Annotated in this window: 17 protein-coding genes; 14 read left to right on the top strand and 3 right to left on the bottom strand. The window is 71.6% G+C overall.

The features are described from left to right. Positions 1–90: 90 nt before the first annotated feature. The 7 genes from BM396_RS04095 (at position 91) to BM396_RS04065 (ending at position 6,868) form a co-directional block, all read left to right on the top strand. Complete coding sequence (locus BM396_RS04095; protein WP_043378953.1) at positions 91–1,347, top strand: Zn-dependent hydrolase; 1,257 nt, start codon at positions 91–93, stop codon at positions 1,345–1,347. A gap of 187 nt (positions 1,348–1,534) precedes the next feature. Beyond that, positions 1,535–2,818 (top strand): beta-ketoacyl-ACP synthase, encoded by a 1,284-nt coding sequence (locus BM396_RS04090; RefSeq protein WP_043378480.1) that lies wholly within the window; start codon positions 1,535–1,537, stop codon positions 2,816–2,818. After that, complete coding sequence (locus BM396_RS04085; RefSeq protein ID WP_043378477.1) at positions 2,815–3,582, top strand: SDR family oxidoreductase; 768 nt, start codon at positions 2,815–2,817, stop codon at positions 3,580–3,582. The genes BM396_RS04090 and BM396_RS04085 overlap by 4 nt, the downstream gene beginning before the upstream one ends. A gap of 3 nt (positions 3,583–3,585) precedes the next feature. Beyond that, positions 3,586–3,903: an SH3 domain-containing protein gene (locus BM396_RS04080; RefSeq protein WP_078947411.1), complete on the top strand. Its 318-nt coding sequence runs from the start codon at positions 3,586–3,588 to the stop codon at positions 3,901–3,903. Positions 3,904–3,914: 11 nt separating this feature from the next. Further along, complete coding sequence (locus BM396_RS04075; protein WP_043352778.1) at positions 3,915–4,937, top strand: zinc-binding dehydrogenase; 1,023 nt, start codon at positions 3,915–3,917, stop codon at positions 4,935–4,937. Between the two features lie 139 nt (positions 4,938–5,076). Further along, on the top strand, positions 5,077–6,093 hold the full coding sequence (locus tag BM396_RS04070; RefSeq protein WP_043378474.1) for a lipid A biosynthesis lauroyl acyltransferase: 1,017 nt from the start codon (positions 5,077–5,079) through the stop codon (positions 6,091–6,093). Between the two features lie 7 nt (positions 6,094–6,100). After that, on the top strand, positions 6,101–6,868 hold the full coding sequence (locus tag BM396_RS04065) for a DUF1223 domain-containing protein (RefSeq protein WP_051975901.1): 768 nt from the start codon (positions 6,101–6,103) through the stop codon (positions 6,866–6,868). Positions 6,869–6,888: 20 nt separating this feature from the next. On the opposite strand, the gene BM396_RS04060 is transcribed toward BM396_RS04065, so the two are convergent. After that, complete coding sequence (locus BM396_RS04060; protein ID WP_043352783.1) at positions 6,889–7,110, bottom strand: hypothetical protein; 222 nt, start codon at positions 7,108–7,110, stop codon at positions 6,889–6,891. A 243-nt stretch (positions 7,111–7,353) separates the two neighbouring features. Here BM396_RS04060 and BM396_RS04055 point away from each other — a divergent pair, with 243 nt between their 5' ends. The 5 genes from BM396_RS04055 to BM396_RS04035 all read left to right on the top strand — a co-directional run bounded on the left by BM396_RS04055 (position 7,354) and on the right by BM396_RS04035 (position 13,779). After that, on the top strand, positions 7,354–8,070 hold the full coding sequence (locus tag BM396_RS04055) for a DUF1194 domain-containing protein (protein ID WP_043352785.1): 717 nt from the start codon (positions 7,354–7,356) through the stop codon (positions 8,068–8,070). 32 nt (positions 8,071–8,102) lie between these two features. Continuing rightward, positions 8,103–9,611, top strand: a complete 1,509-nt coding sequence (locus BM396_RS04050; protein WP_043378470.1) for a M81 family metallopeptidase — start codon at positions 8,103–8,105, stop codon at positions 9,609–9,611. Between the two features lie 120 nt (positions 9,612–9,731). Beyond that, the gene (locus BM396_RS04045) at positions 9,732–10,802 is read left to right on the top strand and encodes a malate/lactate/ureidoglycolate dehydrogenase (RefSeq protein WP_043378467.1); all 1,071 of its coding nucleotides are present in this window, start codon (positions 9,732–9,734) and stop codon (positions 10,800–10,802) included. Between the two features lie 107 nt (positions 10,803–10,909). Further along, the gene (locus tag BM396_RS04040; RefSeq protein ID WP_043352792.1) at positions 10,910–12,220 is read left to right on the top strand and encodes an MFS transporter; all 1,311 of its coding nucleotides are present in this window, start codon (positions 10,910–10,912) and stop codon (positions 12,218–12,220) included. Between the two features lie 35 nt (positions 12,221–12,255). Then, positions 12,256–13,779 carry a UxaA family hydrolase gene (locus tag BM396_RS04035; protein WP_043378464.1) on the top strand — a complete coding sequence of 508 codons (1,524 nt, stop codon included), beginning with the start codon at positions 12,256–12,258 and terminating at the stop codon, positions 13,777–13,779. Between the two features lie 51 nt (positions 13,780–13,830). Here BM396_RS04035 and BM396_RS04030 read toward each other — a convergent pair whose 3' ends face one another. Continuing rightward, a complete protein-coding gene (locus BM396_RS04030) occupies positions 13,831–14,877 on the bottom strand; it encodes a saccharopine dehydrogenase family protein (protein ID WP_043378461.1) in 1,047 nt (348 codons plus the stop codon). Between the two features lie 141 nt (positions 14,878–15,018). Between BM396_RS04030 and BM396_RS04025 the strand changes: the two genes are divergently transcribed. After that, complete coding sequence (locus tag BM396_RS04025; RefSeq protein WP_043378459.1) at positions 15,019–15,831, top strand: polysaccharide deacetylase family protein; 813 nt, start codon at positions 15,019–15,021, stop codon at positions 15,829–15,831. A 37-nt stretch (positions 15,832–15,868) separates the two neighbouring features. Here the strand turns inward: BM396_RS04025 and BM396_RS04020 are convergent, their stop codons facing one another. Then, positions 15,869–17,788 (bottom strand): hypothetical protein, encoded by a 1,920-nt coding sequence (locus BM396_RS04020; RefSeq protein WP_244538800.1) that lies wholly within the window; start codon positions 17,786–17,788, stop codon positions 15,869–15,871. A gap of 404 nt (positions 17,789–18,192) precedes the next feature. Here BM396_RS04020 and putA point away from each other — a divergent pair, with 404 nt between their 5' ends. Next, entirely contained in the window at positions 18,193–21,879 is a 3,687-nt protein-coding gene (gene putA, locus BM396_RS04015; RefSeq protein ID WP_043378457.1) for a trifunctional transcriptional regulator/proline dehydrogenase/L-glutamate gamma-semialdehyde dehydrogenase, read from the top strand. Positions 21,880–21,888 lie beyond the last annotated feature (9 nt).

The following is a 21,888-nucleotide window of genomic DNA, read 5'->3' as shown; positions in this document are numbered from 1 at the left end:
CGACGCGGACGCGCTGCCCAGCCGGCCGCGCCCGCCTATAAAGACCCCGTCGCACGGCGACCCGCCGTGAAAGGAACCGGCATGGCCGAGATGAGCCTCAGCAAGACCCACAACCTGCGCGCCGATGGTGCGCGACTCTGGGCCACGATCCTGGAGACCGCGGCGTTCGGCGGCACGCCGGCCGGCGGCATCAACCGCCTGACGCTCTCGGCCGAGGACGGCCAGGTCCGCGACTGGTTCCGGGAGGCCTGCGAGGCGGCCGGGCTGACGGTGTCGGTCGATGCGCTGGGCACCCAATACGCCCTGCGGCCGGGCCGGGACATGGCCCGCAAGCCGATCGCCTTCGGCTCGCATCTCGATACCCAGCCCACCGGCGGCAAGTTCGACGGCGTCCTCGGCGTCCTGGCGGGCCTCGAGGTGATGCGCAGCCTGAACGATGCCGGGATCGAGACCGAGGCGCCGCTCCTCGTGGTCAACTGGACCAATGAGGAAGGCTCGCGCTTCGCCCCCGCCATGATGGCCTCGGCGGCCTATGCGGGAGACTTCACCACCGACGAGATCCTGGCCAAGCGCGACGCCGCCGGCACGACGGTGGCGGAAGCCCTCGATGCCATCGGCTATCGCGGGGTCGAGGCCGTCGGCACGCGGGAGATCGGCGCTTTCGTGGAACTGCATATCGAGCAGGGCCCGATCCTGGAAGCCGAGGGCAAGACCATCGGCGTGGTCGAGGGCGGCCAGGGCATCATGTGGTTCGACGGCGTCATCACCGGCTTCGAGAGCCATGCCGGCACCACGCCGATGCCGCGCCGCCGGGACGCGCTGCTCGCCCTCTCCGAGTTCGCCCTCGCGGCCGAGCGGATCGCCCTGGCGCACGCCCCCTCTGCCGTGGCCACGATCGGCGAGGCTGCGATCCTGGCGCCGTCCCGCAACGTCGTGCCGGGCCGGGTCGCCTTCACGGTGGATGTGCGTGACCCGCGCTCGGCGACCCTCGACGCCATGGAGGCGGCCCTGGCCGAGGCGGCCGCCGAGATCGCCGGACGCCGTCGCCTGGAGATCGCGCTGACGCGGATCTGGCGGAAGGAGCCGGTGCCGTTCGATCCCGCCATCGTGGCGGCGATCGATGCGGCCGCCGAGAGCCTGGGGCATGCGCGGCGCCGGATCATTTCGGGCGCCGGCCACGATGCCTGCAACCTCGCCGCCAAGGTGCCCGCCGCGATGATCTTCGTGCCGTGCAAGGACGGGATCAGCCACAACGAGGCCGAATCCGCCACACAGGCCGACTGCGCGGCCGGCGCCGACGTGCTGCTGCAGACCGTGCTCCGTCTCGCCAACGCCCCGCGCACCTAGAAACCTGCAGCCTGGTGGTTCCGGCCGCACAGGAGAAGCGGCGCGCCGGGTCTCGGACGTCGCCGATCCGAGACCGCGTTGCCATCGTCCCGGCCTCGCCTCCGGCGCCTCGGAATGATGGCAGCGCGGCCGCAAGCCCCTCGGTCCGGAGGTGTACCGCGGCGGAAAATCCCGTAAGGACCGCTCCATGAGCGCGCGATCCTACCGCGACGCCAAGGGCCGGCCGCTCGTCGCGGTTACCGGCATCGGCGTCGTTTCCTCCCTCGGTCGGGGACAGGCCGATACCTGGACGGCCATGACCGAGGGCCGGTCCGGCATCCATGCCATCGCGCGGTTTCCCACCGACGGTCTGCGCACGCGCATCGCCGGGACGGTGGACTTTCTCGACACCGATCCCCTCGTCGCGCCGCTCCTGTCGGAGCGGTTCGCCGCCGTCGCCGCCGAGGAAGCGGTGGCGCAGGCCGGGATCGGCACCAGCGGCGATTTCCCGGGCGCGCTGTTCATCGCGGTCCCGCCGGTGGAGATGGAATGGCCCCAGCGGCAGGCCCTGGCCGAGGCCGCGGGCGGCGACGGTCCGGTCGACTATGCCGGCCTGCTGCGGGCTGCCGCGACGCGCCGCTTCGATCCCTGGCACGACCTGTTCATCTTCGGCACGGTCGCCGACCGCATCGCCGACCGTTTCGGCACCAAGGGCTCGCCGATCTCGCTCTCCACCGCCTGCTCGTCGGGGGCCACGGCGATCCAACTCGGCGTCGAGGCGATCCGGCGCGGCGAGACCGCTGCGGCGCTCTGCATCGGCACCGACGGGTCGGTGAACCCGGAATCGCTGATCCGCTTCTCGCTGCTCTCGGCGCTCTCCACCCGCAACGATGCGCCGGAAGCGGCCTCGAAGCCGTTCTCGAAGGACCGGGACGGCTTCGTGATGGGCGAGGGCGCGGCCGCTCTGGTTCTTGAGGACGCCGAGGCCGCGATCGCCCGGGGCGCCGCGATCCTCGGCTACGTCCTCGGCTGCGGCGAGAAGGGCGACGGCTTCCATCGCACCCGCTCCAGTCCCGACGGCGCGCCGATCATCGCGGCGATCCGGGCCAGCCTTGAGGATGCCGGCGTCGCGGCCGAGGCGATCGACACGGTGAACGCGCACGGCACCTCGACGCCGGAGAACGACAAGATGGAGGCCCTGGGCCTGGGGGCTGTGTTCGGCGCCCGCGCGGCCAGCCTGCCGGTGACCTCGAACAAGTCGATGATCGGCCACACCCTGACGGCGGCGGGCGCCATCGAGGCCGCGGTCTCGCTCCTGACCATCCGCCACGGCCGTATCCCGCCGACCATCAACCACCGGGTGCCGGACCCCACCATCGCCCTCGACATCGTCGAGACCGCCCGCGACCTGCCGGTGCGCACGGTGCTGTCGAACTCGTTCGGCTTCGGCGGCCAGAACACCTGCCTGGTCTTCGGCGCGGAGCCCGCGTGAGCGCCGCACCTGCCCAGAGCCGCGTCCTCGTGACCGGCGGCGCGTCCGGGATCGGCGCCGCGATCGTCCGCGCCCTGGCCGAGGCCGGGCTGAGCGTCGACTTCACCTATCGCGCCTCCGCCGAGGCCGCGCAGGCCTTGCTGGCCGACCTGCGTGCGGCGCATCCGGACCGGGCCTTCGCGGCCCATTCCGTCGATCTCGGCGATCGGGGGGCGCTGGAGGCGTTCTGCGAGATCGCGGAAGCGGCGGGCTATTACGGCCTCATCCACAATGCCGGCCAGTCCTGTGACGCCCTCGCGGCGATGCTCGATCAGGAGCGGGCCGAGGCGGCCATGCAGGTCAACTTCTTCTCGTTGACGCGGCTCGCCAAGTCGCTCGTCCGGGAGATGACCCGGGCGCGGTCGGGCCGCATCGTGGCGATCGGGTCCGTCGCCGCCCTGCGGGCGAATGCCGGCAACGCGGCCTACGCGGCCACCAAGGGCGCGCTCATCGCCTATTGCCGCACGCTGGCGATCGAAACCGCCAAGCGCGGTGTGACCGTCAACGTGATCGCCCCGGGCTTCGTCGACACCGCCATGATGGAGCGCTACGCCGCCTACCGGGACGGGATGGAGCGCCAGATTCCCGCCGGCCGGTTCGGGCGGCCCGAGGATGTCGCGGCGCTGACGGCCTTCCTGATGGGCGAGGGCGCCGCCTACATCACGGGGGCCGTGCTGCCCGTCGATGGCGGCCTGACCGCCATGATGGGTGTCCACCGGTCCTGACCGGTGGCCCCGCCGAACCGGACCATCCTGACGATGCGCGCCAGCTTCGCCCTATCCGCCGCCTTCTGCTGTGCGGCCGTCCTGATCCCGGGCCACGCCCGGGCGGAGCCGCAGGTCTACCGGATCTCCGGCCTGCCGCCGGGCGAGCCGCTCAGCATCCGCGCCGAGCCGGATCCGTCCGCCGAGCAGATCGGCGAGATCCGCACGCGTGCCCTGGTCTTCGGCTGCACCAACGACACGCCGAGCCGCACCACGTGGTGCCGGGTGAAGGCCGGACGGGTCCTGGGCTGGGCGCGGCGGCGATATCTGGCGCCGGAGTGATGAGAGAGACGATGAAAGCCCTGCAGCTGTTCGGCGACCGCGACCTGCGCCTGACCGAGATCGAGCCGCCGCCCGCACCGGGCGCCGACGAGGTCCGGATCCGCATCCGCGCCGTCGGCCTCAATTTCATCGATGTCTGGGGCTTCCGCGGCATGGCCTTCGCCAAGCGGAAGATGCCGCTGATCGTCGGCGCGGAAGCGGCCGGGATCGTCGAGTCGGTCGGAGCGGGGGTCACCGGCCTCGCGGCCGGGGACCGGGTCGTGCCCTACGGGGCCATGACCTGCGGCCGGTGCCGGGCCTGCCGCGAGGGGCGCGACAACCTCTGCGAGGACGTGTCCGGGGTGATGGGCTTCCATCTCGACGGCTTCGCCCGGGAGTTGGTCACCCTGCCGGCCCGCCTCGTCGTGAAGGTGCCGGACGGGGTCAGCGACACCGACGCCGCCTGTGCGGGCATCGCCTTCGGCACGGTCCAGCACATGCTGTTCGACAATGCCCGGCTGGAGCCCGGCGAGAGCGTGCTGGTCCATGCCGGCGGCTCGGGCATCGGCACCGGGGCGATCCGCATGGCCAAGGCGATCGGCTGCACCGTCTACACGACCGTCGGTGACGATGAGAAAGGCCGCAAGGCCGCGGAACTCGGCGCCGACCACGTCATCAACTACCGCACCGAGCGCTTCGAGGGCGAGGTCCGCCGGCTGACGAAGCGCAAGGGCGTCGACGTGGTGTTCGAGCATGTCGGCGCCGACACCTGGAACGGCTCCCTGCTCTGTCTGAAGCGCGGCGGCCGCCTCGTGACCTGCGGATCGACCTCGGGTGTCTCGACCACCATGAACCTGATGCAGCTGTTTCAGCAGCAATACCGCATCACCGGCTCCTTCGGCTGCTCGCTCGCCAATATCGGTCAGTCGCTCGCGAAGATGGAAGCCGGCATCCGGCCGGTCGTCGACACGGTGTACCCGCTCGCCGATTTCGCGCAGGGTCTGGAGCGGCTCGAATCGCGCCGGGTGTTCGGCAAGATCCTCGTCAGCCTGTAGCGCCGACGGCGGCGCGCCCGTCGGGCGCTGCAATGTCTCCGGGTGTCGCGATCAGCATTTCGCGCCGCGAGAGACTTGGCGTAAACGTCGCCGTACGGGTCGCTGGGGGGCCGCCCGGACCGTATCCCTGGAATCGATTGTGCTGCGTCTCGCCCTCCTGCTGAAACGATCGTACCCGCGCCTCGCGGGCTTCGCCATGGTCCCGGTGATCCGGGCCCTGGTCCTTCTGGCGCGCCTCCTCGGGCCGGTGCGGTCCACGGCATTCGCGGCGCTGCTGCTGCGCACCCTCGGACCGCTCCTGCCGGCGCACCGCACCGCGATGGCGAATCTGCGGGCGGCGTTCCCCAACATGCCGGACGCGGAGCGGAGACGGATCGCCCTGGAGGCCTGGGACAATCTCGGTCGGACGGGGGCCGAGTACGCCCATCTCGACACCCTGTTCGATTACGATCCCGCCGCGACGGGCCCGACGCGGACCGAGGTTTCGGGCATCGAACACTTCTACGCCCTGCGCGACGACGGCGAGCCGGGTCTCATCTTCTCGGCGCATCTGGCGAACTGGGAGCTGCCGGCGATCTGCGCGGCCCGGTTCGGCCTGGACGCCACCGCGGTCTTCCGCCCGCCCAACAATCCGGCCGCGGCGCGCCTGGTCCAGGAGGTCCGGCGCAAGACGATGGGCGGCTTGGCCGCATCCACGCCGGGGGCCGTCTTCGCCATGCGCGACGTGGTCGAGAATGGCGGCCATCTGGGCCAGCTCATCGATCAGCATTTCACCCGCGGCGTCGTGGTGAACTTCCTCGGCCGGCCCTGCCTCGCCAACCCGCTGCTCGCCAAGCTCGCCCGCCATTACGACTGCCCGGTCCATGGCGTGCGCGTCGTGCGCCTGCCGGAGGGCCGCTTCCGCCTCGACCTGACCCCGCCCCTCGACCTGCCCCGGGCCGCCGACGGGACCATCGACGTGGCCGGCGCCATGCAGGCGATGACAACCGTCGTGGAGGGCTGGGTGCGCGAAAATCCCGGGCAGTGGCTGTGGATGCATCGCCGCTGGCGGCCCGACATGCTGCCGAGGGCGAGAGTGACGCCGGCGCTATCTCAACCGACGGTAGAGGCTTCTCAAGCCAACGTGATTTCACCTTCGGCCTCCCAGACGGTCTGATGGATCGATGACGCCCCGGCCCCGCGCCCCGATCCGCGACCGCCGCGCGCTCCGCGCCGCCGTGTTGGCCTGCGCGGCGCTCGCCGCCATGCCGGCGCGGGCCGAGCCGGTCCGCGCCGTGGTGGAATTGTTCACCAGCCAGGGATGCGGCGCCTGCCGGGCCGCGGATCCGGTTCTGCGCGATCTGGCCCGCAAGCCCGGCGTCGTCGCCCTGACCCTGCCGGTGACCTACTGGGACTATCTCGGCTGGAAGGACACGCTGGCGCTGCGGCCGTTGACCGAACGCCAGCGGGCCTACGCCCGGGGCCGGGGGGCGCGGCAGGTCTTCACACCGCAAGTGGTGGTTGACGGCAACGGGTTCGCCGTGGGCTCCGACCGGCCGGCCCTGGACCGGCTGATCCGCGAGGCCTGCCAGCACGGCGGGCTACCGGTCCCGGTGCGGGGGGAGATGAAGGGCGACCGGATCCTGGTGGAGGTCGGGGCGGCCCCGGAGGCCAAGACCGAGATCCGCGGCGATGTCTGGCTCGTGCCGGTGCTGCGCAGCCGCGCCATCGCGATCCAGGCCGGGGAGAATGGCGGCCGGACGGCGACCTACGTGAACGTCGTGCGGGGTATGCAGCGCCTCGGCCACTGGACGGGCCAGCCAATCAGTTTCGAGGTGCCCGATGCCCAGGCCCACATCGCCGACGCGGACAGCTGGGTCGTCCTCCTGCAGGGCGCGGCCGATGGCAGGCCGGGCCGCATCTTCGGCGCCGCGAAGGGACCCGGGCTGTAGCGCCCGGGTGCCGGCTACGCCTATTTCAGCGAGATCGGGTCGATCTGTCGGCGGCCTTCGCGCTCGTGGCGCGCCCGGGACTCGCGCGCCAGCGCCGCGAGCCGGCGGTCGAGCCGGTCGGACAGGCGGCCCACCAGCCCGATCGCGCCGTCGATCGTCCGGCTGACGAGCGCGACGGTACCGGTGACGGCTCCGACGATCCCGCTCTCGATGGCGCGACCGATTCGGCGAACAAGCTTCATGTCGACGGACTCTGGAAAGGCGGCGCCATCAGCGCCTCGATCCGCGGCAGGTAGGGCAGCGCGTTGGGAGCGTGATGCGGCGGAAAGCGGCGCAGATCCGCGTGCCGGGGGCGGAACTTTTCCGCGACGCGGCCCCCATTTGCGCAGTGCGGCCGGACGGCCTGAACCGGCGGGGTGGCAGGCTCGTTGCAGAGGTGTGAGCGTCCGCCGTTCCGCACAGGCGCTTGCCATCGAGGGTCGACCATGCGGCGACGCCCGTTCCTGTCCGGGATGCTTGCCGCCCTTTCGCTGGCCGGTCGCCGCGCCCATGCGGCCGATCCGGGGGTGGACCTCCTCCTCGTCCTGGCGGCGGACGTGTCGCTCAGCATCAGCGCGGCCCGGTTCGAACTCGAGCGCAGGGGCTACGCGGAGGCCTTCGCGGATCCGCGCGTGCTCCGCGCCATCGGCGAGGGCCCGACCGGCCGCATCGGTGTCGCCCTGTTCGACTGGGCCGGCCCCGGCGAGCAGCAGGTGGCGGTCGACTGGATGGTGATCGGCTCGGCCGGCGATGCGGCCGCCTTCGCCGCCCGTCTGCTGACCGTACCGCGCCCGTTCTATGGCCGCACCGCCATCGGCTCGGCGATCGCCTTCGCCACCGATCTGCTGGCGCGGGCGCCGTTCCGCGCCGACCGGCGGGTGATCGACATCTCGGGCGACGGCACCGGCAATGCCGGGCGCTCCATCGCGGAGGCCCGGGACGCCGCCGTGGCATCCGGCATCACGGTGAACGGCATCGTGATCCTCAGCGATCCCGAGGGCATGCCGGACTTTCTGAAGGAACACACCAACCCGTCGGGCGGTCTGGCGGCGTATTACCGGGCCGTCGTCATCGGCGGCGAGGGCGCCTTCGTGATGACCGCCGAGAGCTTCGCGGCCTTCGGCCGCGCGCTCATCGCCAAGCTCGTGCGCGAGATCGCCTGACCGTCACCCGGATCCCAGAGGACCCACCATCGATGCGCCTCGCCGTCCTCCAGTTCACGCACGAGACCGTGACGTTCCTGCCGAACGACACGACCCGGGACGACTTCATTTATCCCGGTTCGCCGGCGGCCGGAGACGCGCTGCTCGCCACCGATCCCAAGGGTTACATGGGCGGCTTCGTGAAAGTGGCGCGGGAATATGACGGCGTCGCGCTGGTCGGTATCACCTCGCCGCTCTGGCCGCGCACCGGCACCGCCTCCGGCTGGATCACTGCGGACGCCTACGCGCATTTCCTCGGCCGGATGATCTCGGAGTTGCGCGCGACGGGTCCGTTCGACGGCGTCTACCTCGCGCTGCACGGCGCGATGGCGGTGCGCGGCGTTCCCCGGCCCGAGGCCGACATCGCCCGGCAGGTCCGCGCGGCGGTGGGCGAAGCGGCGGTTCTCGTCGGGACCTTCGATCTGCACGGGAACGAGGATCAGGCCTTCCTCGACCATGCCGACCTGGCCTTCGCGGTGAAGTATTTCCCGCATTACGACGGCCACCTTCAGGGTCAGCGGGCCGCCCGGATGCTGGTCCGCGCCGTGCGCGGCGATTACCGGCCGGCGCATCGGACCCTCAAGGTGCCGATCCTGTCACCCACCGTGGTCCAATGGACCGGTGCCACGCCCTGGGCCGACCTCGTGCAGCGCGCCCTCGTCTGGGAGGCGCGCGAGCCGGACGTGTTCGTCAACGTCTTCTTCGGCTTCCCGTGGGGCGATGCTCCGGATGGCGGGATGACCGTGCAGGCGATCACCAACGGCGATCCGGACCTCGCCGACCGCGCGGCGCGGGACGTCGCGGATTTCGCGTGGCGGCAGCGGCGTTCGCTGCTCGAGGCGACGCGGATCCATACGATCGCCGACGGCGTGCGCCTCGCCCGGGCGGCGATCGCGGAGGGCGCCGTTCCGGTCGTCCTCGCCGACCACAGCGACCGGTCCGGCCGGGGGACCTGGCTGCTTAGCGAGATCCTCCGGCAAGGTCTCACCCGCACCCTGGTCGCCACCGTCGCATCGCCCGCGGTCCTGGCGGCGGCGCGGGAGATCGCGGTGGGCGACCCGTTCGACGCACCGGTCGGCGGCGGCGGCGACCCGTCCGCGGGCGATCCGGTGCGGATCACCGGAACCGTGCTGCGCGTCGTCGCGGCACCGGAGCCTGGTGTCGCCGGCAGCGGCGGTGGCGGCGGAACCTGGATCTGCGTCGCCTTCGGAGGCGGCAACGTGCTCGTCCTGAGCCCGCAGCTCGCGCAGATCGTCGACCCGGAGGAGCTGTGGCGTCTCGGCCTGGAGCCGGCCGATTTCGACGTCGTGGCGATCAAGTCGCGGGTGCATTTCCGGCGCGGCTTCGACGACAGCGGCTACGCCCGCACGATCCTGCTGGTGGAGCCCCCGGAGCCGTTCCTCGGGACGGTGCGGCTCGATCATCTCCCCTACGCGCAGATGCGGGCGGCCGACTTCTATCCCTACGGCGATCCGCCCGGCCCGGTCCCGTCGGATCGTTGACCGAGCCCTCGGGGACGACAGGTGGCGTCCGCCGTCACCCCCGGGTGCTCGCCCTGCACGTCCGAGACCGCTAGGTTCATCCCGCACGGGCTCGGTGAAGCGCGGCGAGGGAGGAACGGAATGCGGATTTCGGCCGACAGGCTGTCCGCCTATGTGCGGGACATCTTCGTGCGCGAGGGCTGCGCCGAGCCGGAGGCCGAACGGATCGGCCGGTTCCTGGTGGCGGCCAACCTTACCGGCCACGACAGCCACGGGGTCGTCCGCGTCACCCGCTACGTCGAATGGCTGCGCGCGGGCGAGGTCGAGGCCGGCCGCACGCCCGAGATCGTCAACGACGCGCCGAACTTCGCCCTCGTGGACGCCCATTACGGATTCGGCCAGACGGCCGGCCCCGTCGCGGTCGATCTCGGGATCGCCAAGGCGCGGGAGAACGGTGTCGCGATCATTGCCCTGCGGCATGCCGGGCATATCGGCCGGATCGGCGAGTGGGCCGAGCGGGCGGCGGCCGCGGGGCTCGTCTCGGTGCATTTCGTCAACGTGGCGGGCAGCCTCCTCGTGGCGCCTTTCGGCTCGGTGGAGCGCCGGTTCTCGACAGCGCCGTTCGCCGCCGGCTTCCCGGTTCCGGATTCCGAGCCGATCATCCTCGACTTCGCCACCTCGCTGGTGGCCGAGGGCAAGGTGCTCGTCGCGTCCCGGGGCGGCAAGCCGCTGCCGGAGGGCGCGCTGATCGAGCCCGACGGCCGCCTGAGCGCCGATCCGGCGACGCTGTTCGGACCGCTGGAGGGCGTCGAGCGCGACAACCAGCGCGGCGCCGGGGCGATCCGGGCCTTCGGCGAGCACAAGGGATCCGGCCTCGCGCTGATGTGCGAGCTGCTCGCCGGCGCGCTCACCGGCTCCGGAACCGCCGGCCCCGGGCAGCGGCGGATCTGCAACGGCATGCTGTCGATCTACGTCACGCCCGCCGCCCTCGGCACCGAGGATGTGCTCGCCGCCGAGACACGGGCCTATCTCGATTTCTTCAAGAGCGCCAAGCCGATGCCCGGCGCCGAGGTTCTGCTGCCGGGCGAGCCGGAGCGGCGGATGCGCGCCGAACGCCTCGCCGAGGGCGTGCCGCTGCCCGAGCCCGTGTGGGAAACCCTCCTGGCCGCCGGCCGGCCGCACGGCCTCGACGGGAACGCCTACCGCGACTGAGCCGGACAAGGCCCGGCGCGACACCACGATCGGCGGCGACCCACGGCCAAAACGGGGGCGCCGCACGGCCCGGGGACGCCATCCCCGGCATTCGGGAGGAGAACGCGATGCCTCGTTTGCGCTGGCTCATGATCGGCCTCTGCATGGCCGCCAACGCCATCAATTACATCGACCGCGCCAATCTCGCGGTCGCGGCGCCGTCCATGTCCAAGGAACTGGGGCTCGACGCCACCGATATGGGCCTGATCCTGTCGGGCTTCTTCTGGACCTACGCGATCATGCAGCTGCCCTTCGGCTACGTGGCCGACCGGGTCGGCGCCCGGCTCTCGCTGGTGGTCGCGGTGGTCTGGTGGTCGGCCTGCACGGCGCTGACCGCGGCCGGACGGGGCTTCCTGTCGCTGCTCGGCCTGCGCATGCTGCTCGGCATCGGCGAGGCCGGGGCCTATCCGTCCTTCGCCAAGGTCGCGGCCTCGTGGTTTCCCCGCGGCGAGCGCAGCTTCGCCAGCAGCATCTTCGACAGCGGCTCCCGGGTAGGCTCGGCGCTGGCGATCCCGCTGGTCTCCTGGGTGATCGCGACGCTCGGCTGGCGGGAATCCTTCATCGTCACCGGCGTGCTGGGCTTCGTCTGGGCGGTGTTCTGGATGTGGCTCTACCGCGAGCCGGAGAACCACCCGAAGGTCTCGCCGGAGGAACTGGCCCGGCTCCGAGCCGCGCAGGATCGGCCGAAGACCGTCGATGCCGCCGACGCCCAGAATCAGGTGCCGTGGCTGTCGCTGTTCCGGTACCGCACCGTCTGGGGGATGATGGCAGGATTCTTCTGCCTGAACTTCGTGATCTACTTCTTCATCACGTGGTTTCCGACCTATCTGGTCAAGGCGCGCGGCTTCTCACTGGCCGAACTCGGCACGCTGGGCAGCCTGCCGGCCCTGGCGTCGATCCCCGCGGGCTGGCTCGGCGGCTTCGCGTCGGACGCGCTCTACCGCCGCGGCTGGAGCCTCACCGCGGCCCGCAAGACCTGCCTCGTCGGCGGCATGCTGATGTCGTCGGTGATCACGCTGTCGATCATCGCCCCGAACGTCTACGTGGCTCTGCTGTGCTTCGCGGTCGCCTATGGCAGCCTCGCCTTCACGGCGGCGTCGATCTGGGCGCTGCCCGGCGACGTGGCGCCGACCCCGGCCCACGTGGCCTCGATCGGGGGCATCCAGAACTTCGCCTCGAACGTCGCGGGGATCGTGACCACGACCTTCACGGGCATCATGCTCACCGTCACCCAGGGCTCGTTCGTGATCCCCCTCATCGTCGCCGGCGGGTTCTGCCTGCTGGGCGCCTTCATCTACCTGTTCGTGGTCGGCGAGATCGCGCCGCTTCCGGTCCGCGACTCCCGCGTCCCGGCCCTGCGCCCCGAGGCGGCGCGGTGACGGCGACCGGCCCCACCGAATCCCAGGAGAGACCGATGTCCACCTATCCCGTGATCACCCTCCGGCCGGCCGACGGCGTGGCCGTGGCGCGCGGCGCCATCGAGCCGGGCACCCCGGTCGCCGACGGCGTGACGGCCGCGGAGCGGATCCCGGCCGGCCACAAGGTCGCGGTCAGGGAGCACCGCAGCGGCGAGCCGGTGACCAAGTACGGCCAGATCATCGGCTTCGCGAAGGAGGACATCGCGGCCGGCCGGCACGTCCACGTCCACAATCTCGGGATGGGGGAGTTCGCCCGGGACTACGCGTTCGGCGTCGACGCCAAGCCGACGCGGCTCGTCACGCCGGCGGCGACCTTCCAGGGCATCCGCCGCCCCGACGGGCGCGTCGCCACCCGCAACTACGTCGGCATCCTCACCTCGGTGAATTGCAGCGCGCACGTGGCCGACCTGATCGCCGACGCGTTCCGCCGCCACCCGATCCTCGGCCTCGACCCGCTCGCTCCCTATCCCAACGTCGACGGCGTCGTGGCGCTGACCCACAAGACCGGCTGCGGCATGGCGATGGGCGAGCCGCTGCGTCTCCTGCGGCGGACGCTCGCGGGCTACGCGCGGCACGTCAACTTCTCGCACATCGTGATGATCGGGCTCGGCTGCGAGGTGAACCAGATCGGCGCGTTCCTGGAGGAGCAGGGGCTCGGCGACCGGATCCGCAGCATGAACATCCAGAGCCTCGGGGGCACGCGGAAGACCGTCGAGGCCGGCATCGACTTCGTGAAGGGGATCCTGGCCGAGGCGAACGTGGTTCACCGTGAGCCGGTGCCGGCGAGCGAACTGATCGTCGCCCTGCAATGCGGCGGCTCGGACGGGTATTCCGGCGTCTCGGCGAATCCGGCTCTGGGGATCGCCAGCGACCTCGTGGTGCAGAACGGCGGCACGGTGATCCTGTCGGAGACCACCGAGACCTACGGGGCCGAGCACCTGTTCACCCGCCGTGCCGTCAGCCCGGAGGTGGGCCAGAAGCTCGTCGACCTGATGCACTGGTGGGAGGATTACACCCGCAAGGAGGGATCGGAGATCGACGCGAACCCGTCGCCGGGCAACAAGGCCGGCGGCCTGACCACGATCCTGGAGAAGTCGCTGGGCGCCATGGCGAAGGCCGGCAGCACCAACCTCGTCGACGTGCTGCGCTACGCCGATCCCGTCACCGCCAAGGGCTTCGTGTTCATGGACACGCCCGGCTACGATCCGGTCTCGGCCACCGGGCAGGTGGCGGGCGGGGCGAATCTCGTCTGCTTCACCACCGGGCGCGGCAGCGTATTCGGCTGCAAGCCGTCGCCGTCGATCAAGATCGCCACGAACTCGGCCATGTACCGGCGGCTCGAGGAGGACATGGACGTCAATTGCGGCACGATCCTCGACGGCGAAGAGAGCGTGGAGCAGGCCGGGCGCCGGATCTTCGACCTGATCCTCCGGGTCGCGAGCGGGGAGCGGACGAAGAGCGAGCAGTTCGATTTCGGCTCCTCGGAATTCGCCCCCTGGCAGATCGGCGCGACCGTGTGAGCCCCGGGCGGCTCGCATCGGATCGAGCGCTGGGCCAGTCCGGAGCGCCGGTCAGAGATCCGTCCGCGTCACATGCGGAAAGCCCAGGATGAAGTCGGCGCCGAAGGCGGTGACGGGCGTGTGGAAGCCCGGCGCGACCTGTCCCGCGGCGACGCGCCGGGCGATCTCCAGGGCGGTCCAGACCGTCAGCGTGTAGCCCTCGGCGGTCTCCATCCGGCTCGCCGCGCGGCGGCCGGCGCCGTCCCAGGCTTCCGCCAGGAAGGTGCTGCGGGCTTTTTCCCGCGCGGCGGCGGACGGGCCGGCGGGCAGCCGGTCGATACCGCGGTTGATCAGGCGCTGCGCGGTGCCGCCGGCGATGATCCGCCGGATTCCGGCGGGCAGACCGGCCGCCGCCGCCATGGCGGGGAAGGCCTCGAAGTAGACATCGATGTTCGGCACCCCGGTCGAGTACCACGCGCTGGACACGTCGCCCCAGCCGAGCCCCACGGTCCGGCGCGGGCCGGCGCCGAAATCGGCGGTGCCGCGGGGCGGGCTCGGCAACTCGACGATGCGTCCGTCCCGGCGCACCCGCGTCCCCCAGGCGATGCCCTCCACCATGGTGCGGGCGGTGCCGCGGCTGAAGCCGCCGAACCCGCCGATGGAGATGCGCAGATGCGTCGCGCCGGGCAGGCGCCCGGCCACGTGGGCGGCGAGGCAATCGCTCGGCACCACATCGAAGCCGGCGGCCGGCAGGAGGACAAGGCCGGCCGCCTTCGCCGCCGCATCCTGCGCGGCGAGCGCCTCCAGCACCGCGATCTCGCCGGTGATGTCGACGTAATGCGCGCCCGCGGCGAGGCAGGCCTCCACCATCGGCCGCGCCGTCTTCGAGAACGGGCCGGCCGCGTGGATCACCGCCGCCACACCTGCGAGCGCGGCGCGCAGGCCGTCGGCATCGTCGAGGCGTGCGACCCGCATCTCCAGACCGAGCCGGGAAGCAAGCGGCCGCAGCGTGTGCGCGTCGCGCCCCGCCAGGATCGGATGCAGGCCCTGCCCGACGGCCTGCGCGGCCAGGAGCTGGCCGGTATAGCCGGTGGCGCCGTAGATCAGGATCGCGGTCATGCGGGGCTTCTGCCACCGCTTCCGCAGGTGTCAAAGCGCGCGCCGAACGGCGTTCGCCGATGGTAGGGACGGACACATCGAATCGCGACACGGCGGGCGGCCCCGGATGTCGGACCCGCCGCCATCGGGAGAAGCGGCACCATGTTCAAGCGAACCGTCCGGCCGAGCGTATGGCGAGCTCGCGGCAGGGCTGCGGGTTGGACCGCGATCCTCCTGGCTTTGGCCACACCCGCCTGGGCCGCCGACGGACCCGTGGTCCTGAAGGCGCCGGCCGACCTGATCCCCGGCCTCGCGGCCATGCCGCAGATCGCTGCGCCGGCCGACGACGCCGAGCGGCGGATCAACGCGGCGGTGAAGCGCCTCGACACGAAGGCCCTCGCGGCGGCGCGGGACTGCAAGGCGCAGGATGGGAAGAACGGCTCCTGGGAGCGGACCGTCGAGACCCCGATGCGCGGCCCGCGTTTCCTGAGCTTCGTGATCTCCGACAGCATGTATTGCGGAGGCGCGCATCCGAACTCCGGCACGATGTCGATCGTCTACGACCTCACGACCGGCGCCCCCGTGGATTGGACCACCCTGCTGCCCGCATCCCTGACCGGCACGCTCGCCCTCGCCGAGGGCGCGGGCGGCACCAAGATGGTGACGCTCGCCTCCAAAACGCTGCACGAACTCTACCTCGCGGGCTATCGGCCGAGGACGGGCGATCCGAAGTCCGTCGATGCGGACAAGGAATGCCGCGAGGCGGTCACCGAGACCTACGACGGCCAGCCACCGGCCATGATGGCGTGGCTCGACGCCAAGGTCGGAGGCCTCGCGGTGCAGTTCGACCTGGCGCACGTCGTCCAGGCCTGCGCCGATCCGGTGGTGATCCCCACCGCCACCCTGCGCCGCAAGGGCGCCCAGCCCCTCCTCACCGAGGCGATCGAGGCCGCCCACGCCCAAGCCATGAAGTGACGGGATCGCGCGACGGACCGTTTCGCGTCCCGCGGCCTCAGGTCGGGCCGGGCGGTGCGGCCGGCCGGTCCGCGAGCGCCGCCAGGACCCGTCGGCCATAGGCGGTGGTCGCGAGGCTGGCTCGGAGTTCGCGAGACAGGGCGTCCGGGCCGAGGTGGCAATCGAGATCGGGCCGCGCGGCGAACCCGTCGAGTTCTTCGCGGATGAGCACGGCGAAGTCGGCGGGATCCAGCAACCCCTCGGCGGCATCGAGGACACCGTGTTCCTCGAGGAAGCCTCCGCCCAGGCTGATCACGCCGTCCCTGTACCGGATCAGCGCAAAATAGACGCCGAACCCGATCATGGCCCTGTCCCGCCAGCCCGTCGCGGCGATGTAGGTCTGCATCATCACCGTGGTGGAGTAGTCCTCGTGCTCCCCGTCGCGCTGGGCGAGATAGTCGCGAAACACGTCGTGGGCCGCCGGATCGAGATGGAGCAGCGCCTGCATCGCCGGCGCCAGCGCTCCCTGGTTGTCATCGGGCCCCCAGATCTGCCGGTACAGGTTCCTGGCGGCCACGAGTGCGGGCTGGACTTCGAGATAGGTTGTCAGGAGCTCACGCAGCACGGGCGCCACCGCGATGCGCTCGCGCGCGATCCGCGCGAAGAAGGCCGGTTCCGTCAGTGCCTTCCCGCCGACCCTGAAGGTCAGCGCCAGGGCGTCGCTCCGCAGAAGGGCGGCGAGATCCGCCCGGATCTGGCCTGTGAGCCAGCCCAACGATTCCGCGATGGCCGCAGCCGAGAAATCCGCCACGGTGACCACCGGTAGCGAGCGCGCCAGGAAGCGCCCGACCGCCGACGCGCTCGGCCCCGCCGACGCCAGAGGGCGATACCCGTCCTCGTCCTGCGCGATCAGCCGCGCGGGTCCCGAATCGGCGCACCAGGGTCGCGGAATGAAGACTGCGTCGCTGTAGAAGCGGATCTCGACCCTCTCGGCATCGGCCACGTCGCCGAATGTGGAAACGGCTTTGGCGCCCGCATAGCGGCCGAACGCGAAAACGGGCGAGCGGGCGCCGTCCAGGCCGATGCGCTGGAACTCCGTGTTCCGATCCCAGAAGAACCCGTACTTGACCCAGAGCGCCCGCTCGTCCGGTTCCCAGGCCACCTCCGTCATGACGCGGTGCTGCTCGGGGCCCGGGCGCGCGACGAGGGTCGCGACGTGGGCGACGGGTTCGGTCGTCCAGAGTTCGACGGCCTGTGCGCGGTGTCGGGGCTCGTCCCCCACCGCATCCGCTGCCGCTCCGGGTTGCCCGGGCGAAGGATCGAGGCGCGGCGTGACTGCGTAGCGGCCGCTCGGGCTGAACCAATACGGTTTCACCGCGTCCGGAAGCGGATCGTAGCGCACCGACCCGTCGGTTCGCTCCAGGCGGCAAAGCCCGTAGGACGACCCGCCCGGCCCACATCGGAGGCCGATGAAGGCCAGCCTTCCCTCCGGATCCTCGAACAGATCGCCGTGAATCGTCAGGATGGCCGGTCCACCCGGTCGCGGCGGATAAGCCTCCTCGGCGGAAAGACGTCCGATCGGACCGTCGGACGGCCAGGTGATCCCCCGCCCATCCAGCAGGATTTCGAGATCCGCCGCCCGCAGGACGACGAGGCGGTGGAGGTATTGGATCTCGTCACTCGGAACATGGCTCACATAGGCTGCGATCAGCTCGGCATCGCGCGTGACGAACAGCCTACGGGCACAGGAATCCCCGCGCGGTAGGCGCCGCCGCACAACATCTTGGCGCGCGCGCCACGCGATCAGGCAGAGTTCCCCGTCTTCGGACAGGCAGACCAGCCTCTCATCGCCGACAAGGGCGGCGGCGCGGATCGAAGCCCGCGGAAAGGGCATGACCATCTGCCACGCACCGTTGTCTTCGATGGCTGCGACCGTGTTGTAGCGTCGTTCGGTGCCGGTGATCTCCAAACGCGGCATGCGGCGTCCTCATCGAGACGTGGGCTCTGACCTGAGCGGTCCGCAACCAAGGGCGGACAATCCGAATGTGCAAAACGATTGAATGCCCTAATATATCTCAATATAGTCTTATGTAACTCGCGGCTAGCGGACCAATAGACGGCCAAAACATACGACAAGACCTTATGTGGGCGGAAGCCTATGGATTGACCTAGTTCATCGCCGGGGCATCCCTGCATACGGGATCCGATCTCGCGCAGGCGCAGGCTTCGCTCCTGAAAGGTGAGGCCGCGTGACCGTGACCGCCCGGGACGGGCCGGTCGGTCCAAGCCTTTCCGTCGGCACCCCGGCTTCGACGCGGCGCCCGGATTGTGTAGCCTGAGGTCGCAACGGCGCGGCATCGTGCCGTGTCGGAGGGACGGATCATGTCCGGGACCGGCGTCGTCGAAGCTGCGGCCGTCGGGGCGAGTGCTGCCTCCCGCCGGCTCGCCGCCGGCCTGCCGGACCGGTCGCCCCTGAGGCAGGCCGTGACGGCGGCCTGTCGGCGGCCCGAGAGCGAGTGTGTGGCGGCGCTCCTCGATCAGGCCCGCCTGCCGCCCGAGGCCGCCCGGCGCGTCGCCGAACATGCGGGACGCCTGGTCGAAACCCTGCGTCGGCAGGGGCGCCGCGGCGGCGTCGAGGGGCTGATCCACGAATATGCGCTGTCGAGCCAGGAGGGCGTGGCGCTGATGTGCCTCGCCGAGGCGCTGCTGCGAATCCCCGACACGGCGACGCGGGACGCGCTGATCCGCGACAAGATCGCGGGCGGCGACTGGGCGGCCCATCTCGGGCACAGCCCGTCGCCTTTCGTGAACGCGGCGACCTGGGGCCTGCTCGTCACCGGCAAGCTCGCCGCGACCCGGGACGAGGCCGGCCTGTCCGCCGCGCTCACCCGCCTGATCGCCCGCGGCGGTGAGCCGGTGATCCGCACCGGCGTCGATCTCTGCATGCGGATGATGGGCGAGCAATTCGTGGCCGGGCGGACGATCGCCGAGGCCCTGCGGCATGCCGGGCGGCGCGAGGCCAAGGGCTTCACGTACTCGTACGACATGCTCGGCGAGGCTGCCGTGACCGCCGAGGATGCGGAACGCTACCGGCGCGCCTACGCGGAGGCGATCCGGGCGATCGGGGCGGCCTCCGCCGACCGCGGCGTGCTCCTCGGACCCGGCATCTCGATCAAGCTGTCGGCGCTCCATCCCCGCTACGTGCGGTCGCAGCGCGACCGTGTCCTGGCCGAACTCCATCCCCGTGTGCGGGACCTCGCCCGCCTCGCCAAGAGCTACGGGATGGGCCTGAACATCGACGCCGAGGAGGCCGATCGCCTCGACCTGTCTCTCGATATCCTGGAGCGGCTCGCCCTCGATCCGGACCTCGCCGGCTGGGACGGGCTCGGCTTCGTGGTCCAGGCTTACGGCAAGCGGTGTCCCTTCGTCATCGACGTGCTGATCGATCTCGCCCGCCGAAGCCGTCGGCGGCTGATGGTGCGTCTGGTCAAGGGCGCCTATTGGGACAGCGAGATCAAGCGGGCGCAGGTGGACGGTCTGGCGGACTTCCCGGTCTTCACCCGGAAGCTCCACACCGACGTTTCGTATCTCGCCTGCGGGCGTCGGCTCCTCGCGGCTCCGGACGCGGTCTTCCCGCAATTCGCCACCCACAACGCCCAGACCCTGGCGAGCATCGTCGAGATGGGAGGCCCGGATTTTCGGCCCGGCCAGTACGAGTTCCAGTGCCTGCACGGCATGGGCGAGCCGCTCTACGAGGCCGTGGTCGCCGGAGAGCGCCTGCGCCGCCCCTGCCGGATCTACGCGCCGGTGGGCACGCACGAGACCCTGCTCGCCTATCTCGTCCGGCGGCTTCTGGAGAACGGGGCGAATACCTCCTTCGTCAACCAAGTCGCCGACGCGGCCGTGCCGATCGCGGCGTTGATCGCCGACCCCGTCACCGCCGTGGAGGCCATGCCGTGTCCCGGAGCGCCGCATCCGCGGATCGCGGCTCCCCGGGATCTGTACGGTTCGCACCGCATGAACGCCGCCGGTCTCGACCTCGCCGACGAGGCCGCCCTCGCCGATCTCTCGGAGGGGTTGCTGGCGAGCGAGCGCACCGTCTGGCGGGCGGTGCCGTCGGGCGAGGACGACGCGGCGGCCGACGAGCCCGTGCGCAATCCCGCCGACCACCGGGACGTCGTCGGCTTCGGCCGGGCGGCGACAGCTGCGGCGATCGTAGGCGCCGTGGCCCGGGCGGAAGCGGCCGCCGCCGGCTGGGCGGCGACGCCGGCGGCCGCGCGCGCCGTCTGCCTGCGGCGGGCCGCCGACGCCTTCGAGGCGCAGATGCCGGCGCTGATCGGGCTCATCGTGCGGGAGGCGGGCAAGACCTACGCGAACGCCGTGGCGGAGATCCGCGAGGCGGTCGATTTCCTGCGCTACGACGCCGCCGAGGCCGAGCGAATCCTCGGCGACGCGCACGAGCCGCTCGGCCCGGTCGCCTGCATCGCGCCGTGGAATTTCCCCCTGGCGATCTTCGTCGGACAGGCCGCGGCCGCCCTCGCGGCGGGGAACACGGTCCTGGCCAAGCCCGCGGAGGAGACGCCCCTGATCGCCGCCGCGGCGATCCGCGTGCTCCACGCGGCCGGGATCCCGGCGGATGCCCTTCACCTGCTGCCGGGGGACGGCCGTGTCGGCGCCGCCCTGGTCGCGGATCGGCGCGTGCAGGGCGTGATGTTCACCGGCTCGACCGCGGTGGCCAAGGCCATCCAGCGCGCACTCGCGGGGCGGCTGAACCGCTTCGGAGCGCCGGTGCCCTTCGTCGCCGAGACCGGCGGCCAGAACGCCCTCGTGGTCGATTCCTCCGCGCTTGCCGAGCAGGTGGTGGCCGACGTGATCGCCTCGGCCTTCGATTCCGCGGGCCAGCGCTGCTCGGCGCTGCGGATCCTGTGCCTGCAGGAGGAGATCGCCGACCGGACGCTGCACATGCTCAAGGGCGCCCTGCGGGAGCTGCAGGTCGGCGACCCTCGGCGCCTCGCCGTCGATATCGGACCGGTCATCACCGCCGACGCCGCCGCCCGCCTCGTCGATCATGTGGCGAGCCTGCGCGCGCGGGGGTTTCCCGTGGAGCAGTTGCCCCTGCCGCCCGAGGCCGGCGCCGGGACCTTCGTACCGCCGACGCTGATCGAGATCGGGGCGGTCGCCGATGTCGAGCAGGAGGTGTTCGGCCCGGTGCTGCATGTGCTGCGCTACCGTCGGGATACCCTCGACAGGCTCCTCGCGGCGATCGATGCCACCGGCTACGGGCTGACCTTCGGGCTGCACAGCCGCGTCGACGAGACCATCGACCACGTCCTCGGCCGCGTGCGGGCCGGCAACCGTTACGTGAACCGCAACATCATCGGCGCGGTGGTGGGCGTGCAGCCCTTCGGCGGCTCGGGCCTGTCGGGGACGGGCCCCAAGGCCGGGGGCCCGCTGGCCCTCGGCCGGCTGGTGCGGAGACCGCCCGCCGACGCCTGCGACGGGCTGCCCGCCGACGACGCGGCGCTGCGCCCCTACGTGGCGTGGCTGCGGTCGCGCCATCGCCACGATCTCGCGGAGAGGCTGGAGACCGTCCGCTATCCCGGATCCGCCCCGATCGCGCTGGCCGGACCGGTGGGTGAGCGCAATCAGTACGCCCTGCGTCCGCGCGGGCGCGTCGCCGCCGTCGCGGCGACGGAGACGGCGCTCCTGCTCCAGCTCGGGGCGATCCTTGGCACCGGCAACGCGGCGGTCATCGTCGCGGCCGGCGGCAGCGATGCGGCCCTGGACGGTCTGCCGGCGGTGTGCGCGGCCCGGATCGCCTGGGCTCCGGATCTCGACCGCGCGGGCGACGTCCAGGGCGTCCTGTTCGCGGGCGATGCGACAGCCCTGCGGGATCTCAACGCCGCCCTCGCGGCCCGTGATGGGGCCATCCTGCCTCTCCAGGCCCGCGAGCCGGAGGCGCTGGCGGCCGGCGATCTCTACGATCCGGCGGGCTTGGTCGAAGAGATCTCCACCGCGATCAACACCGCGGCGGCCGGCGGCAATGCCAGCCTGATGAGCGTCGGGTGACCCGGCGGC

Origin of the sequence: Methylobacterium sp. UNCCL125, from assembly GCF_900116795.1 — a bacterium.
GTDB classification, from domain to species: domain Bacteria; phylum Pseudomonadota; class Alphaproteobacteria; order Rhizobiales; family Beijerinckiaceae; genus Methylobacterium; species Methylobacterium fujisawaense.
The sequence above is the reverse complement of the archived record's forward strand: the minus strand, read 5'-3'. Positions and strand labels throughout refer to the sequence as shown.

Excerpts from the sequence above, each read along its gene's own strand:
- BM396_RS04020 (WP_244538800.1), bottom strand. The coding sequence starts at position 17,788 with ATGCCGCGTTTGGAGATCACCGGCACCGAACGACGCTACAACACGGTC.
- BM396_RS04055 (WP_043352785.1), top strand. The coding sequence starts at position 7,354 with ATGCGGCGACGCCCGTTCCTGTCCGGGATGCTTGCCGCCCTTTCGCTG.
- BM396_RS04045 (WP_043378467.1), top strand. The coding sequence starts at position 9,732 with ATGCGGATTTCGGCCGACAGGCTGTCCGCCTATGTGCGGGACATCTTC.
- BM396_RS04050 (WP_043378470.1), top strand. The coding sequence starts at position 8,103 with ATGCGCCTCGCCGTCCTCCAGTTCACGCACGAGACCGTGACGTTCCTG.
- BM396_RS04030 (WP_043378461.1), bottom strand. The coding sequence starts at position 14,877 with ATGACCGCGATCCTGATCTACGGCGCCACCGGCTATACCGGCCAGCTC.
- BM396_RS04035 (WP_043378464.1), top strand. The coding sequence starts at position 12,256 with ATGTCCACCTATCCCGTGATCACCCTCCGGCCGGCCGACGGCGTGGCC.
- BM396_RS04075 (WP_043352778.1), top strand. The coding sequence starts at position 3,915 with ATGAAAGCCCTGCAGCTGTTCGGCGACCGCGACCTGCGCCTGACCGAG.
- BM396_RS04090 (WP_043378480.1), top strand. The coding sequence starts at position 1,535 with ATGAGCGCGCGATCCTACCGCGACGCCAAGGGCCGGCCGCTCGTCGCG.
- BM396_RS04040 (WP_043352792.1), top strand. The coding sequence starts at position 10,910 with ATGCCTCGTTTGCGCTGGCTCATGATCGGCCTCTGCATGGCCGCCAAC.
- BM396_RS04065 (WP_051975901.1), top strand. The coding sequence starts at position 6,101 with ATGACGCCCCGGCCCCGCGCCCCGATCCGCGACCGCCGCGCGCTCCGC.
- BM396_RS04060 (WP_043352783.1), bottom strand. The coding sequence starts at position 7,110 with ATGAAGCTTGTTCGCCGAATCGGTCGCGCCATCGAGAGCGGGATCGTC.
- BM396_RS04025 (WP_043378459.1), top strand. The coding sequence starts at position 15,019 with ATGTTCAAGCGAACCGTCCGGCCGAGCGTATGGCGAGCTCGCGGCAGG.
- putA (WP_043378457.1), top strand. The coding sequence starts at position 18,193 with ATGTCCGGGACCGGCGTCGTCGAAGCTGCGGCCGTCGGGGCGAGTGCT.
- BM396_RS04095 (WP_043378953.1), top strand. The coding sequence starts at position 91 with ATGAGCCTCAGCAAGACCCACAACCTGCGCGCCGATGGTGCGCGACTC.